13 protein-coding genes are annotated in these 16,302 nt (G+C 49.4%); 1 reads left to right on the forward strand and 12 read right to left on the reverse strand.

The features are described from left to right. Nucleotide 1: 1 nt before the first annotated feature. The 4 genes from DWY84_RS08165 to DWY84_RS08180 form a co-directional block, all read right to left on the reverse strand. The gene (locus tag DWY84_RS08165) at nt 2-1,966 is read right to left on the reverse strand and encodes an aconitate hydratase (protein ID WP_118532203.1); all 1,965 of its coding nucleotides are present in this window, start codon (nt 1,964-1,966) and stop codon (nt 2-4) included. Nucleotides 1,967-1,986: 20 nt separating this feature from the next. Then, nucleotides 1,987-2,631: an RraA family protein gene (locus tag DWY84_RS08170; RefSeq protein WP_118532205.1), complete on the reverse strand. Its 645-nt coding sequence runs from the start codon at nt 2,629-2,631 to the stop codon at nt 1,987-1,989. 161 nt (nt 2,632-2,792) lie between these two features. Next, nucleotides 2,793-3,839, reverse strand: a complete 1,047-nt coding sequence (locus DWY84_RS08175; protein ID WP_118532207.1) for a lactonase family protein — start codon at nt 3,837-3,839, stop codon at nt 2,793-2,795. Between the two features lie 19 nt (nt 3,840-3,858). Beyond that, nucleotides 3,859-5,112: an SLC13 family permease gene (locus DWY84_RS08180; RefSeq protein WP_118532209.1), complete on the reverse strand. Its 1,254-nt coding sequence runs from the start codon at nt 5,110-5,112 to the stop codon at nt 3,859-3,861. A 205-nt stretch (nt 5,113-5,317) separates the two neighbouring features. Between DWY84_RS08180 and DWY84_RS08185 the strand changes: the two genes are divergently transcribed. Next, nucleotides 5,318-6,175, forward strand: a complete 858-nt coding sequence (locus tag DWY84_RS08185; RefSeq protein WP_118532210.1) for a LysR family transcriptional regulator — start codon at nt 5,318-5,320, stop codon at nt 6,173-6,175. A 117-nt stretch (nt 6,176-6,292) separates the two neighbouring features. On the opposite strand, the gene DWY84_RS08190 is transcribed toward DWY84_RS08185, so the two are convergent. From DWY84_RS08190 to DWY84_RS08225, 8 genes are all read right to left on the reverse strand, one after another. Beyond that, entirely contained in the window at nt 6,293-7,585 is a 1,293-nt protein-coding gene (locus DWY84_RS08190) for a citrate:proton symporter (RefSeq protein ID WP_118532212.1), read from the reverse strand. Nucleotides 7,586-7,638: 53 nt separating this feature from the next. Then, a complete protein-coding gene (citF, locus tag DWY84_RS08195) occupies nt 7,639-9,201 on the reverse strand; it encodes a citrate lyase subunit alpha (protein WP_118532214.1) in 1,563 nt (520 codons plus the stop codon). Between the two features lies 1 nt (nt 9,202). Further along, entirely contained in the window at nt 9,203-10,105 is a 903-nt protein-coding gene (locus DWY84_RS08200; RefSeq protein ID WP_118532216.1) for an aldolase/citrate lyase family protein, read from the reverse strand. After that, a complete protein-coding gene (gene citD, locus DWY84_RS08205; RefSeq protein ID WP_118532218.1) occupies nt 10,102-10,404 on the reverse strand; it encodes a citrate lyase acyl carrier protein in 303 nt (100 codons plus the stop codon). Before citD ends, DWY84_RS08200 begins: the two co-directional genes overlap by 4 nt. Before the next feature lie 13 nt (nt 10,405-10,417). Beyond that, complete coding sequence (locus tag DWY84_RS08210; protein ID WP_118532220.1) at nt 10,418-11,848, reverse strand: MmgE/PrpD family protein; 1,431 nt, start codon at nt 11,846-11,848, stop codon at nt 10,418-10,420. Nucleotides 11,849-11,863: 15 nt separating this feature from the next. Then, nucleotides 11,864-14,131 (reverse strand): hydratase, encoded by a 2,268-nt coding sequence (locus DWY84_RS08215; protein ID WP_118532222.1) that lies wholly within the window; start codon nt 14,129-14,131, stop codon nt 11,864-11,866. A gap of 21 nt (nt 14,132-14,152) precedes the next feature. After that, nucleotides 14,153-15,277, reverse strand: coding sequence for a PrpF domain-containing protein (locus DWY84_RS08220; protein ID WP_118532224.1), 1,125 nt, complete (start codon nt 15,275-15,277; stop codon nt 14,153-14,155). Between the two features lie 269 nt (nt 15,278-15,546). Next, the gene (locus tag DWY84_RS08225) at nt 15,547-16,239 is read right to left on the reverse strand and encodes a GntR family transcriptional regulator (protein ID WP_118532226.1); all 693 of its coding nucleotides are present in this window, start codon (nt 16,237-16,239) and stop codon (nt 15,547-15,549) included. Between the last annotated feature and the right edge of the window lie 63 nt (nt 16,240-16,302).

A 16,302-nucleotide genomic window follows, 5' to 3' on the forward strand; every position in this document is an offset into this window, starting at 1 on the left:
CTTATTTCTCCTCCATTTCTTTTAACTGCTTCTGCAGGTGACGCAGCTGACCTCCGGAAAGAATAACCTCCAGTTCATTGTCGGAAAGCTCCAGCTTTGCCTTGAAGGAAATACTCTTGGTCAGATCTTTGATTTCTACTTCCCGGGTCTTCATCTGGTCCAGAAGGTCCTCTACCTCCAGCTCATCCAAGAGATCCAGCTTGTCATAATCAGCCGGATCCGCAAATACCATCGGAATGATACCGTGATTGATCAAATTTCCTTTGTGGATACGGGCAATACTCTTCGCAACAACCATCTTCACGCCCAGGTACATCGGGTTGATGGCTGCATGCTCACGGGAAGAACCCTGGCCGTAGTTCTCGCCTCCAATGATGATGCTCTTACCCATGGCTTTGGCGCGGGCTGCAAACTCCGGATCATAACGGTGGTAACAGTACTGGCTCATCAGCGGGATGTTGGAACGCATGCTGGAGAACTCCGCGCTGGCCGGGGTAATATCATCCGTGGTGATATTGTCCACAGTCTTTAAGCTGATCTGTGCCTTTAAATGCTGCTCCGGCGCGTCCGGGATCGGAAGCGGCTGGATGTTCGGTCCGCGCACGATCTCGACCTTCTTTGCTTCTTCCTCCGGAAGCGGCTCAATGATCATGGAATCATCTACCGGGAACTCCTCCGGTTCTTTTACTTCTGTCAGAACGGACAGGTCACTGCCAAGGATATCCTCCGCACTTGCAAAGGTTCCGGTGATGGCGGTAGCCGCAGCACTTTCCGGGCTTACCAGATAAATTTCCGCGGTCGGGTTGCCTGCACGGCCCTTGAAGTTACGGTTGGAAGTACGCACCGCCACACCCTTGGTTGCCGGAGACTGGCCAATGGCGCAGCACGGTCCACAGGCAATTTCCAGAAGTCTTACGCCGGCATCTAACAACATATCAATATAGCCATCACGCATCAGAAGCTTGTAAATTTGTTTGGAAGAGATCGCGCAGGTACAGCTCACATCCTCACTTACATGTCTTCCCTTGAACACCAGAGCTGCCTTCGCGATATCGGAATAGCTGGCATTGGTGCAGCTTCCGATGAAAACCTGCTGTACTTTCTTTTTCTCTACATCTTTTAACGGAATCACATTGTCCGGCTGATGCGGGCAGGCACATAACGGAACCAGTTCGCTTAAATTCAGCTCCATCTCGCCGTCGTATTCCGCATCCGCATCCGGTAAGATTTCCGTGAAGTCTTCTTCTCTCTTCTCTGCTTTCAGGAATTTTCTCACCTGCTCGTCTGCCGGGAAAATGGAAGTGGTTGCTCCCATCTCCGCGCCCATGTTGGTGATGCTGGCACGCTCAGACACGCTTAAGGTGGCTGCGCCCGGGCCCACATACTCAAAGACCTTTCCGAGACCGCCCTTGATGCCGACACGACGCAGCATTTCCAGAATAACTTCCTTCGCGTTGCAGCCTGGCTGTAAATGTCCGGTTAAGTTGACTTTGATGATCTGCGGCATTTTCAGGCGCATCGGGACACCGGTCATGGCCGTTGCCACATCCATGCCGCCAACGCCGATACACAGCATACCGATGGAACCGCCGTGGGGAGTATGGCTGTCGCCGCCCATTAAGAGCTTGCCCGGAGCACCAAAACGAGCCACCTGCACTGCGTGGCAGATACCATTGCCCGGTCTGGAAACATGAACGCCATAGCGTTTTGCAACAGACTGTAAGTAAATATGGTCATCCGGAGTTTTGTTGTCCAGATATAACAGATTGTGATCCAGGTAGCTGACACTGCACTCGGTGCGGACCCGGTCCAGTCCAACCTGCTCAAACGCGAGATACGTCATAACTGCGTTGATATCGTGGGTCAGAGTCTGGTCTACCTTCAACAGAATCTCCTCGCCCGGCTTCATTTCGGACGGTGCCGCAAGATGTGCGGATAAGATTTTCTTTGTAATGTTCATGCCCATGTGAATACTCTCCTTGTTCTCTATTTTTTTAACAGTTTCGTATAAACCTGACCGGTACGCTTCATCTCTGCGAGCGTATATTTCTGCTTTTCTATTTTTTTCAGTGCCCGCTCAATGACGCCCTCCGCCTCCTCCAGGGTAAGCACACAGACACCATTGACATCACCGATTACAATATCCCCCGGTCTTACACAGACACCGCCGCAGCTGACCGGAACATTGATGGCTCCCGCGCCGCTCTTGGCTGCCGTACCGCAGGTAAGGCCCTTCGCATAGACCGGAAAGCCTGACTCTTCGCAGCCTTCCAGATCCCGGAACGCGCCATCGATCACCACGCCCTCTGCCTTCATCATAGCCGCGCAAATGCTCCGGTGATCGCCCCAGTAGGAACAGTCACAGTTACCTTTTCCTGCAACGACCAGCACATCGCCCTCTTCCAGTTCCAGAATTGCGTCCGCAACGATGTCTCCCTCGCCGCTGGGCACATCCACCGTAACCGCCGGTCCGACAATTTTGGTTCTGCCGATCCAGGGCTTAATCTGGTAATCCATGGAGTGGTAAAGCCCCGCTCCATCGCAGAGTTCCGGAGTGGTAAATGCCCTCAAACGTTCGATGAGTTTCTTCGGCGGACGAGTAGATTGTTCTTTTTTTGTCAGTGTTCCCATGTGTGCTCCCCTCTCGTTGTTCTGGTTTGATTATAACGCATGGGTTCTTATAAGTAAAATGCATGGTTTTGTATAAATATCATGCCACTTTGTCTATGCTATAACGTTAAAGAAAAAAGAAGGACAAGCAATTAGGGCTGTCCTTCTCTTCATGTTCATTTCTATTTTGTTTTAAACACCACACAGACCGGGCTTTCTGCCGCGATCTCGGTTCCGCTGTAGGCTAACAGTCCAGTCTCCGGATCAATGTCCATGCAGCAAATGGTATCCGTCAGCTCATTCGCCGCAAGAAGCATCGTTCCGTCCGGATTGATGGTAATAAAACGCGGCTGTTCCCCCTTTGTCTTGATATTCTGGAGATAAGTCATATGGCCATTTTCCTGATCCAGTCCAAACACGGTCACACTGTCATGTTTCCGGTTCGACAGATACAGGTATGTTCCGTCAATTCCGATCTCAATGGCACTTGCCCAGCCGTCTCCCGGAAAATCTTCCGGCAAGGTGGTCAAGATCTGCTTTGGATCCAGAGTGCCGGTTTCTTCATCAAAGTAGTAACAGGTAACAGTGCTGTCTTTTTCATTCAGGCAATAGCAGAAACGATTATTCGGATGAAATACACAATGTCTTGGTTCAGATCCGCTTCTTCCTTTTACCATCGAGGTCTCTTTCAGATTACCATGCTCAGAGTCAATCCGAAAGACCGTTATTTTACCAACTCCCTGCAGACGTCCCTGCGATGGAACCAGAAGCCATTTTCCGCTCCGATCCTGACACACCTGGTGCGGATGGGAAATATAGCCTGGTCCGCCGTTTCCGGAAATGAATTTCAGTTCCTTAATCTTTCCGAGAGATCCATCTTCCTCGACTGGAATCACAGAAACGCCGCCTGTCTGCAAGTTTGCCACAAACAGCCATTTTCCCGTCCGGTCAATGGTCAGATGCACCGGATTCGTACCATGGGTTTCTGTTGTATTCTGATAGGTAAGCGTTCCATCCTCTGCTACTTTGTAAGCGCTGACTTCCGAAAAGTCCCCATGAATCGCATACAGACGATCCTGCTTTTCATTCAGACACAGATAGGACGGGTTCACCTGCCCTTTTGCAATCTGCTTTAACTCCCATGCTCCATTATTTATCTCATATACGCGGATTCCTTTTCCCCGGGCATTCCGTTCTTTTGTGGTACGGCAACCAATATATGCATACATTCTTATTTTCCTCCCTGCTTTAACCAATAAATCCAAGTACACCCGTTAAACTCAGCACGAATACAATTGCTACGACACTCGCTGAAATTGCAAACAAGGTTCCAAACATCTTCTGCTGTTCTTTCTCATCACAGCCTGTTTCCTGCGCATAGCTTGCCATGATCAGGCTGCCTCCTGTTGAAAGCGGGCTGATACCTGCTACCGTTGCACTGCACACGATCGCGCTTACCATCTGGACGATAGAAGCACCGCCGACCTGCTGTGCGATCTCCGGTACTGTTGGGATCAGAGTTGGGAATACTACACCATTTGCACTAGAGAACCAGGACATCAGACCTCCAGTAAATCCCATGATCGGGGCAGCTGTTCTCGTAGACATGAATGAAGCTAGAATGGAAGCCAATAAATCAATTCCTCCCAGTTTTTGCGTAATATTCATCAGCACATTGACACCAGCGATCAGAATTAACACACTCCACGGAATCATTTTTAACGCTGCCTTTTCATTTGCTGCTTTGGTCAGCATCAGCACCAGAGACAGGGTAAAGCAGATCAAGCCAACATCATAAGAAAATCCGACAACAAGAACCACCATGACCAAAAGGGCCACCAAACTAATCATCTGGCTTCGATCAAAAGCCTCCTTTTCCTGCTGGCCACCAGCTTCAGCTGCGCGAAACTTATAACCGCCAAGAACAACATATACCGCAATTGCACAAATCAGATTGGAAACTGAAACTCCGATAAAAATAGGAGTTCCGAGACCTTCAATGCCCATCTCTGTCAAAAGATCCCCCACGATAATTCCGGTCAGCGCGATCGGAGATGCAGTTCCGCCTACTGCACCAAGAATTGCCATAACTCCCATTAAGACCGGGCTGACTTTCATCTGTACTGCAAGAGACACTGCAAAAATAACAGTTACAGACTGCACGCTAATTGCGCCAGGTCCAGCAGCGGACAAAACAAAACTAACCACATATACAATAACCGGTACCAGAAAGGTATTCTTTCCGCAAATACTGATCAGACGCTTTGATATTTTCTCTAATGTGCCATTCTGCTGAAGCAGGCTGAAAAACAACATGGTTCCCAATAATGTAGCAAATAACTTATACGGAAATCCTTTGTAGATATCCCCGGCACCCATACCACCCAGTTTACCAAGAATCAGGGCAAGCCCCAGACACACAACACCAACGTTCATTTTTTTAGCAAATCCAAGAGCAATTGCTCCAATCAGAAACAATAGCGCAATTACCTGTAAACCCATATGCCATCTCTCCTTTATACAATAGTTTATCTTCTCGAAACATGTAAAATCAGGGATATTAATCTGTATACTTTTTACAACTCCTTTCCTGTTTCCCCCTGATTTCTTGTTATCTTTACTATACAGCTTGTTTATTATAAAGTATAATGGTATAATTTTATCAATATTAATAACTTATTGGAATGTTTTGAAGGGGGCACGCACCATGGATGAAAAAGACTACGAACTGCTTTTAGACTTAAATAGAACAAAAAACATCACAAAAACAGCGCAGGAACTATACATGACCCAGCCCGCCATCACCAAGCGAATTCAGAAAATGGAAGAAGAACTGCAATGCACGCTGTTTCTTCGCTCCAAAAAAGGAATTTTGTTTACCCCGGCGGGAGAACAGATTCTTCCCTATGCTTCTGAAATCCTGGCCAACAGCCGAAAACTAAAAGAACAGGTATCGGTCTGTCAGGATCAGATCTGCGGTACACTCCGTCTTGGTTCTTCTTTAAATTTCGCTCACTACCGGCTTCCAAAAATCCTGAAAGCTTATACCGACCAGTATCCGCTCGTTGACGTACAGATTACAACCGGACAGAGCAAACATCTCTTCCAATTATTAAACCGGGATGAAATTGCCATTGCGATCATGCGCGGACAGTATGTCTGGGATGAAACCAGCCAGCTCATCTCTTCTGAACCGATGTGCTTAATCTGCAGCAAAGAAAATCAGGGACGGCCTTTAAGCGAATATTCCTACATTGGGCGCCACACAGATTCAGACTTATCCTCCCGGATTGACCGGTGGCTGACTGCACATGATCTTGCCCAAATTCGTCCGCATATGTGGATCGACAGCATTGATACCTGCAAAGAAATGGCGCGGTATGGCCTTGGCTGGTGCATCCTTCCCCGCATCTGTCTGGATGATTTTAATGGATATATAGAAGATCTTTATCTGGAAGACGGAACTCCTTTCGTACGAAAAACCTATGTCCTGTATAAAGACCAGTATGCACAGCTCCCGCAGGTAAAACTATTTCTGGATGCGCTGCTTTCCAGTTCCATATAGGCAGGATATGCGCTGATGTTTTTGTGCTGCTCCCCTGATGCTTGAGAATCAAAAAAAACAGAGACCTGCTTGTTTTCGCACAGGTCTCTGCTTTGGCAGAAATGATTGATTGGATTTTTAGAATTTGATTACACCGATCAGGGTAGCCATAATCAGTACTGCAATACTTGCCGGCCATACCAGTCTCAGAGAGTACTTGATATGCTCACCAATGGATACATCTGCAAGGCCAAGTCCTACATACGTTGCTGCTACAGACGGACTGATCGGTGTTCCCAGAGTTGCAGTCAAAAGAAAGGCTGCTGCTACCGTCTCAGGTGTTACACCAAACGGCTCTACCACACCGATGATGATCGGAAGCAGTGCATAGTAAAATGCATCGGTACCAAGGATCATCAGAAGCGGTACGGAGAAGAGGCACATAAACCAGTGCATATGCGGAGCAATGGCTGCCGGAAGTACACCTACAATGGCATTGGCCATAGCCTCAACCATTCCGGAATCTTTGATAACACCCATGAAGATACCTACTGAAAACAGTGTCATAGTCATAACCATGGCATTGGTACCGTACTCTTTAATTTTCTTATTCTGCTGCTTTGCGTTCGGGAAGTTTACGATCAGTCCGATGGCAAATGCTACCATGAAAATGGAATACAGCGGAACCGGAAGGTCACGGAATAACAGAACCAGCATAACCAGGGTAAGAACCAAGTTAAAATAATAGACGCCCTTCTTTGTTTCTTTTTTCTCTGCGTTCGCATCATCTGTGGCCTGCGCATGAGCGCCTGCCTCTGCACCATTCTTTTTCTCAATCATGGAAACTACAATCGCAATAGCGAACGCTGCAATTACCAGACATACAACACCTGGAATCATAAATCCATACAGGTCTCCGGCCTCTACACCTACCACACTTGCGGCACGCATGGTCGGACCACCCCACGGCACCAGATTCATAACACCGTAAGCACCACACATTGCAGCAAGCAACGCCTGCGGACGAACTCCCATACGCTTACAGATCGGAAGAAATGCAGGAACCACAATCAGGAATGTGGTTGCGCCGGAACCATCCAGATGCGCAACAAATGTGGTCAGAACAATCGCAACAAAAATGGTTGCTACATTTTTTCCGGCCCGTTTGATCAGGAAATTGATGATCGGATCAAATAATCCCGCATCCGACATCATGGTAAAATAAGAAATGGAGAAAATGAACAGAATCGCGGTACTTAACATCGTATTCATACCGGTCTTAATAAATCCGGCAATCTCCTCCAGGCCGAATCCGGCCAGTGCAGCCGCGATCAGCGGCAGTAAAATAAATGCCAGAGGCGGCGCCATCTTTTCCTTGATCAATGCAAACATCAGAATGATCATCAGTGCAAACCCAATTAATGCTAACATTTCGTTACCCCCTATTGTTTTTTATTTTATCTCATCTGCTGTATCATTCAGAATCAATCAAATGAATACTCCCTGACCTCTCGCACTACATCCATAATACTGCCATCCCGGGCTTCTATGATTCCAACTACTTTATCACCAAACTGTACCGGATCCGGTGCACCTGTAATGGCATAGGCCTGGTCCCGGAGTTCCTCAATGGTGCAGATTGGCAGTCCGCTGCTCTTCATGCATTCGATGAGGTCTTGTCTGCGTGGATTGATGGCAATGCCATAATCGGTGATCACAACGTCTACGGTTTCTCCAGGTGTTGTCACGGTGGTCACATTCGTGCAGATAGCCGGAATTCTTCCCTGCAGAAGCGGTGCAATCACAATCGTGCATTTTGCGCCTGCTGCAGTATCCGGATGTCCGCCCTGTGCTCCGGTAATAATACCGTCAGAGCCTACCACTACGTTACAGTTGAAGTTTACATCCACTTCCAGTGCGGCCAGAATGACAAAATCAAGCTTGTTCACATAAGCTCCCTTATTGAACGGATTGGCATACTCAGATGCACTGATTTCGATATGGCGGTCCGGATGTTTTTTAATAGACTCTACCGCACCCAGATCAAAGTCCTGGGTATCTACCAGAACATCAACCAGGTCACGCTCCAGAAGATCTGCCATCGGTTTGGTCAGTCCGCCAACGCCAAAACTCATGCGGATGCCGCGTTTCTCCATCTCGTCTGCCAGTGAAATGGTGGATGCAATGGATGCGCCGCCTACACCAGTCTGATAGGAGAAACCGTTCTTAAAGTACGGGGTACGGATTACGAACTGGGTGCAGTAATCTGCCATTCTCAGTTTTCTCATATCGGTGGTCGGTTTTGCCGCACCGGTTGCGATCTTTGCCGGATTACCGATCTCATCTACGACGCAGACGAAATCTACCTGGGTCATGGAGATGCTTGCCGGGATGTTCGGGAATGGAACCAGGCAATCAGTAATGGCCACCACACGATCTGCATACTGCGCATCTGCCATTGCGTAAGACAGCACACCACAGTCGCTCTTTCCGCCATTAGCTCTTAAGTTTCCATATTCATCACAGGTCGGTGCGCCGATAAACGCGATGTCGATATGAACCTCACCGGACTCAACAGCTCTGACACGGCCGCCGTGAGAGCACATCACTGCCAGGTTCTTTAACTTGCCTGCTGAGATTGCTTCACCGATCTTGCCGCGAACACCGGAAGACCGAATACCGGTTACAGTACCGTCCTCGATCATCGGAACGATCGGATCGTGTGCCTTACCAAGAGAACTTGCACAGATGGTGATATCTTTAATGCCCATCTTGTGGATTTCTTCCATAACCATGTTTACTATATAGTCACCCTCACGGAAGTGATGGTGGAAGGAAATGGTCATGCCGTCCTTGATCTCACATTTCACCAGTGCCTCATGAATGTTCTCCACGATCTTGCTTCTGTTCGGATCCATCATGGCATGAGCCTTCGGAGCTGCTTTCTTATACTCGTGATTATCGTAAGCGTAAGCGCCCTTGAACGCTTCCTTACCGGTTGCCTTTAATACCTCTTCCGGGATTTCTCTTCCTACTGCATTGATCATCTTATAAATCCCCCTCATATACGCCTGATGCTTTTGCCAGGGCAATTGTTCTCTTTGCTCCGTCGTAAAATGCGATATCGATCATCTTGCCGTCTACGGTAAATACGCCGATACCCAGTGCCTTCTTCTCATCGATCTCTTTTACGACCTTCTCTGCGAAGATGATCTCCTTCTGGGTCGGGGTGAAGATCTTATGAACAACATCGATCTGACGCGGGTTTACGAGGGACTTACCATCGAAGCCCATCATCTTGATCATCTTGACCTCTTCCTCGAACACATCCATAGCATCCAGGTTGGTGAACACGGTATCCCAGCACTGCACACCGGCTGCTCTTGCGGCGATGATCATCTGCTGTCTTGCTCCCTGCAGCTCCACACCGGTTCCGGTGATCACGGTCTGCAGATCCTTGGTGTAGTCACCGCCGGAAAGAGCAATACCGATCAGACGGTCAGAAGACTTACAAACCTCAAGGGCATTTAAGACACCCTTGCAGGACTCCAGAGCTGCCATTAACAGAGTGGAGCCTTCCGGTCTTCTGAACTCTCTCTCAGCTGCCAGCACATGCTCCTCTACGGTATGTACATCTTGTGCGGTCTCGGTCTTTGCGATACGGATGGTATCAGCACCGCCAGCCACGCAGACGCGGATATCTTCCTTCCAGTGCGGGGTGTCCAGTCCGTTGATGCGGACAACACGCTCAACTCCGCGGTAATCGATCTCCTGCAGTGCATGGTAAAGGGAATATCTTGCTGCATCCTTCTGGTTCTCTGCTACTGCGTCCTCCAGATCCAGCATGATGGAATCCGGTCTGTAGATGTACGGATCCTTGATCAGGCCCGGCTTCTGGCAGTTTAAGAACATCATGGAACGTCTCAGTCTTTTTTTGTTCGGATGGCTCATGATTTCAATACACCTCCCCATGGAAGATTATCAGTGATATCGTTGGAACGGTATACTGCGCACTCAACACGTGCCTTTAAGGTGCAGTCCAGAGCACCCTTGTCTACTACGGTTACCTTTGCGTCTTTCACATCCAGACGGTCTAAGGTCTCCAGGACGGTTGCCTTGATCTGCTTTCCAAACTGGTGAATCACACTGCTCTCGATGGAAAGCTCTATGGTGCCATTTCCCGGCTCTACGGTTACCTGGGCGTCACTGGACTCCAGGGTTCCTGCCATGGCAGCTTTCTTAATCTGCATAATGTCTTCCTCCTTATATTATTGGTAGCTGTTCTCTGCTCTCCAGATTTAATAACTCTTCTATCGTTTTCTGCTCTCTTCCCGGACACACCACACTCAAGAACTCCTCTGCCTTCTTCATGGCCTGTTTCCGGGACAGCGGCCTTGCCACGCTGCCGGACGGATCTTCCACTTCCGCTTCGTAAGCTGTTCCATCCTGCATGATGACCTTTACATGACAGCCCCAATGCTTTGGATACTGCTCGGTAAAGCGCTCCAACGGACGCACACGCACCTTCTCCAGAAGCTTCTGAACGGCTGGATCCAATACCACTTCCGGGTCGAACTGCTCCATTCCTACGCTTCCGTAAAGGAAAGCAGCTGCCACAGAATAAGGCGTGGAGAATTTCGCGTCCAGAATGGTTTTCGGATGCAGGCAGCCATCACTGACCGCACACTGCTTGTAGCCCACCAAATAGGTATCGATCTCGATTTCACTGATCTGCTGTACCAGAATCTCTGCCTCCGGCTTATTCTGAATTTTCAGTCCCATGCGTTTTTCCATCTGCTCCCGTATCTCCAGAATCCCGTCGATCGCGCAGTGTGCGCTTCTGCAGCATGGATACGGTTTCATATCCATATTTAAAATTTCATAGACCTCGCCCAGCCCCTGACTGAGTTGTGATATTGCTCCGCCGTCGGACATCGCAGTTAGCAGCCCCCCGTCCTTTGCTTCAAAGATATGCTCCGGTCCGGTCATTCCGGCTCTGGCCAGAAAAGCAGCCTCAATGCCGTCTGCTGCGGCCCTGGCCGGATGCAGGATCTTGCAGCTGCTTCCATCTCCCAGAAAGGCCCATACACCGCTGGACTGGGTTCCTGCCATGCCGAGGGCTGACACGATCTGATCCACGCTCAGGTCCAGAAGCTTCGCGCAGGCTGCCGCGCAGCCAAACACGCCGCAGGTTGCCGTGGCATGCCAGCCCCGGTTCCGATGCGCAGACACACCAAATGCCATACCCACCCGGTTCACGGTTTCATAGCCGCAAACCACTGCCAGGAGGAAGTCTTTTCCGCTTTTTCCAAGATACTCCGTACAGGACCAGGCGGACGGAATCAGGCTGGCGCTTCCGTGGGTCTTGGATGCAGTGTGGACATCATCCAGTTCCAGGGTATGAGCCAGCATGGCATTGATCATGGCGGCTGTTGCCAGCGGATATTTTCCGGGATCCCCCCAGACGGAAACAAATCCCGGCCGATTCAAATCCGCATCCGGTATTTCTGCCTGACATCCGCTCACTATTCCCAATGCTTTTTTTGCTGCTTCCACCAGCGGATCCTTTGCCGCTCCGGCTGCCACACTGACCAGATCAAGCACGCGGAGCGCTGCAGTTTCCCGCACGCGCTCCGGCAGCTGGTCCCATGTGATGTCATGAATAAATTCTGCTAATTTCCGCAAATCTGACATACACACGCCCCATTTCTATTCTGCTTTATAAGAATTGATCAGGCTGCCTGCCAGAAGAACCTTCTTCTCCGCCTCGCTCACACCGTTTAACTCCAATTCCATAGTGCGAGTGTTTCCGTCTTTTCCGATGATGGTTGCCTCGAATCTGGTTGCGCCCTCTTCCACTGCCTTGCGGATGCCAGGCAGATATACATACTCGCCAACCTCCAGGTTGATGTTGTCATCCGGATAAGTGAACGGCAGCATGCCCCAGTTGACACAGTTACTGCGGTAACGCTTGGTTGCGTACTCAATGCAGATGTTTGCCAGGCCGCCCAGTACCTTCTGGCAGCTTGCGGCATATTCGCGGGCAGAACCATCACCCGGGCGCTTTGCGTATAATACAGAACCAATTCCGGTAGTCTTCATCAATTCTTCTACCGGTGTGTCCACACCAGCTGCTTTCAGAACTTCATAAATTTCTGCAGTCTTTGCGGCATCTCCTGCCACGCGGGCTTTCTCATACACCTGTACTGCCTTTGCCTTGCCCACATACTCCGGATCCTTCCGGATCAGGGTAAACTCAGAAATCTTGTACGGGTTGGAACGGTAGGATGCAGTCTCACCGGACGGGATCAGCTCATCTGTGGTGGTTACCTCATCGCGGATCACACTTGCCACCTGAAGGAGCAGGTTGTCGGTCAGGGCAGACATCTGCGGCCAGTCTTTGATGGACGGACCATAGACAATCTCGGTCTCCGGCTTTGCCTTGCCATAACCGTTATAAACAATGTTATCGTAAATGTTGCTGTTGAACTCATAGGACGGAACGGTAAACTCGACCGGGCAGTCCTCTGCGGAGGTTAAATAGCCGCCGTTGAATGCGGTTGCCGCGATGGACTTGGAATCCATCAGCGCTACCGATGCAATCTGGCCGTTTGCCGGACTGGAGCCTTCGCGGTTCGGGAAGTTTCTGGTGCTGTGACGGATACAGAAATCGTTGTTTCCCGGAGCATCGGAAGCACCGAAGCACGGTCCGCAGAATGCAGTCTTCACACGGGCACCATAGTTCATTAAGTCATTCAGCACACCAATCTTGTTTAACTCATACATGATCGGCTGGGATGCCGGATAAATGTTTAACGGGAAGGTTCCAAGGCCATGATTTAACTTCTTCGCGATCTGGTCTACCGCGTAAATGTTCTCAAAGGATCCTGCTGCACAGCCTGCGATGGCAGCCTGGTCTACCTTAATCTTGCCGTTATGGATCTTGGAGCGCAGGTCTAAGTGGATGTCCTTGTTATTCTCAAAGACACGCTCTGCCTCTTTCTCCACCATACCCAGATATTTCTCCGGATCGGCAATGACATCTGCCAGCGGATAAGCGTTGCTCGGATGGAACGGCAGTGCGATCATCGGAACGATGGTGTCCAGGTTGATCTCTACAATGCCGTCATACAGAGCTGCGTCGCCCTGCTGCATACGTTTGAAATCGTTCGGGCGTTTGTGAATCTCAAAATACTCTTTTACCTTGTCATCGGTGGCCCATACGGAGGACAGGCATGCAGACTCGGTGGTCATGGTATCGATACCGTTACGGAAATCCATGGACATGCTGCTGACTCCAGGTCCGATAAACTCCAGGACTTTGTTCTTCACGAAATTGTTCTTAAATACTTTTCCAATGATGCTTAAAGCTACATCCATCGGTCCAACCCACGGCTTCGGAGCGCCGGTCATGAACACACCGATGACCTCCGGGTAGTCGATCTCATAATATTTGCCAAGCATGGCCTTTGCAAGCTCCGGGCCGCCCTCTCCGATGGATACGGAGCCCTGTGTACCGTAGCGGGTATGAGAATCGGATACGATGGACATGTCGCCGGATTTCACGATCATCTCACGCATGTACTGGTGAATGACTGCCTCGTGCGGCGGAACGAAGATACCGCCGGACTTCTTGCAGGCAGACTCTGCGTATTTATGTACATCGGTGTTGATGGTTCCGCCTACCGCGCACAGACAGTTGTGGCAGTTGGTGAATACGCACGGCATCGGGAACTCTTTCAGTCCGCTTGCATATGCGGTCTGCAAAATGCCGACATAAGTGTTATCGTAAACACCCATGGAATCAAATTTGATTTCCAGATGCTCCATATTGTCGGAATGGTTATGCTTTTCCAGAACCTGGTAGGTCAGGGTCTGTTTCTTCCCTTCTTCTGCGGAAAGCTTTGCGGCTTCCTCTGCGGTTGCGATATGATCATTATTGATAATGTAATGTTTTCCTTTATGTAAAGTTACCATGTAAATATTCTCCTCTCAATCTCAGTCTCTGACGTAAACCCAGCCATCCATAATTCTTCTTGCGGTACGGGTCACACCGCCCTTGATGACGCGCTCGCCATCCATCTTGACATCTACTTCCGTCACGCCGCTGGAGTGGCCAATCTTGATGATATCCTGATCCGGTGCCGGTTTTGCAATGTCATTCACGATGGTTCCCGGAATTCTTGCTGCTGCTCCGGTTCCAACCGCAACGGTCATTGGGTAAGCCTTGTGCAGGGCTCCTACCGAGATGGCCCGGCAGCAAATATCCATGGACTCTGCTTTTACTTCGTTCTTATCCATGTCAATGTAATCCTGCGGATCCGAGATGATGGATACCTTCGGTGCGGAGGTGGATTTGGTTCTTGCATCCTCCCATTTCTCTACGAATCCGCATTTTAATGCTGCGATGCAGCGGATACGCTCGATGTGCTCCATGACATCCTTGTTCTGGTTCAGCTCTACCAGCTCGGTTCCTTTGATGCCTAAGTCTTTCGCACGGATGAATACCATCGGGTTGGAGCAGTCTAACACCGTTACTTCAATCTCGCCGTAACCCGGTACATCGAAGATATCACGCTTGTTTCCGGTCGGGAACAGCTTTCCGGTCTTGGAGCCTGCCGGATCCTCAAAGTACATGTCGATGCGGGATCCGGTTCCCGGAACACCCTTGATGACCTCATCGCCGTGTACCATAGCATGTCCGTCTTCCACCCGTACATGCTCCTCAATGATCTTATTGGTGTTGGTGTTCAGCACACGTACAACGGTAATCGGCTCTACGGCTTTTACCAGTCCCTCGTCAATGGCGAACGGACCGACTGCAGAAGAAATGTTACCGCAGTTTGCGCTGCCATCCACACGCGGGATTACGATGTCTACCTGCTTGAAGGTGTAATTGACATCGACATCCTCCCGGTCAGATGGGGAAATGATAGCAATCTTACTGGTGGAAGAAACGGTTCCGCCCATGCCGTCAATCTGCTTCACATCCGGGGTACCCATGACTTTCAGAAAGATCTCATCCCAGAGCTTTTTGTCCTCCGGAAGGTCTTTCTCATGGAAGAATACTGCTTTGCTTGTGCCGCCGCGCATATATACGCAGGGGTATTTTTTCATGTACATATCTGACAACTCCTTTTCTGTTTTGTGCTTGTTTTTTTGTTATCTTTACTATAATCCATCTATATCATAAAGTAAAATGGTCTGTTTTTATCATTATCAATAACTGTTTGGAATGATATCAGAACCGAAGGCGGTTCCCGTGTTGTAACTGCCGGCTCCAGCAGATATTAGATTTCAATAGCAAAAAAGGAACATCAGCGGGCTTACATCCCAATGACGTTCCTTTTTTGTCTGTCTTTCTTTTTTATCCAATCCGGTATCTGTCTCTGTCACGCGCTTTCCAGTGTATCCGCAGCTGTCTCCTGGCCGGCTTTTTCTTTCATTTTGCCGATCAGTTTTTCCAGCCCGAACAGGTAATGATCCAGGATCGCCGAAAGTATTTCTTCCGGTTTTCCGTTCTGGCAGACCTTCAGAAGCTTCTCATGAATCTGATACTGTCTCTCGGTTACATCGTTCTGGTTTACAAACAGATTGTAACCAATCACGATATTCCCATAGCTCAAATCTTCCCATGCTTTTTTCAGCCGCTGAAACGGCACCAGATCCATAATCTGTTCATGAAAGCGGTTATCCAGCTCAAACACTTCCCGATAAGCGCTGCAGTCCAGCTGCATCATCTGCTCCAGGATCTGCCGCATCCGCATCAGCGTCTCTTCTGGAAAGGGACTTCCATACAGCTTCACCGCCATCATCTCATAATTTGCCCGCATATAGTAAATTTCATAGATATCTTCCGGTCCGATCTGGCGTACCGAACAGCCGGCATTGCGGGCATATTCTATAAGACCTTCCTCTTCCATCTGGCGCAGGGCCTCACGCACCGGTCCGCGACTGACACCAAATTCCGAAGCCAGCTCCTGTTCTACAATTCTTTCTCCCGGAACAAGCTCCCCCCGCAGGATCTTCATTCTAATCTCGTCCAGCACGTTTTCTCTTAATGTCCGATAATCCAGTCTGCCCATAATTTTCCTTGCTTTCCGCATTTTCCTTTGTGTCTACGCCGTCATATTGTTTGTGTCATTGTA

It is taken from the genome of Clostridium sp. AF27-2AA (assembly GCF_003478505.1).
In the GTDB taxonomy this organism is placed as follows: Bacteria; Bacillota; Clostridia; order Lachnospirales; family Lachnospiraceae; genus Brotaphodocola.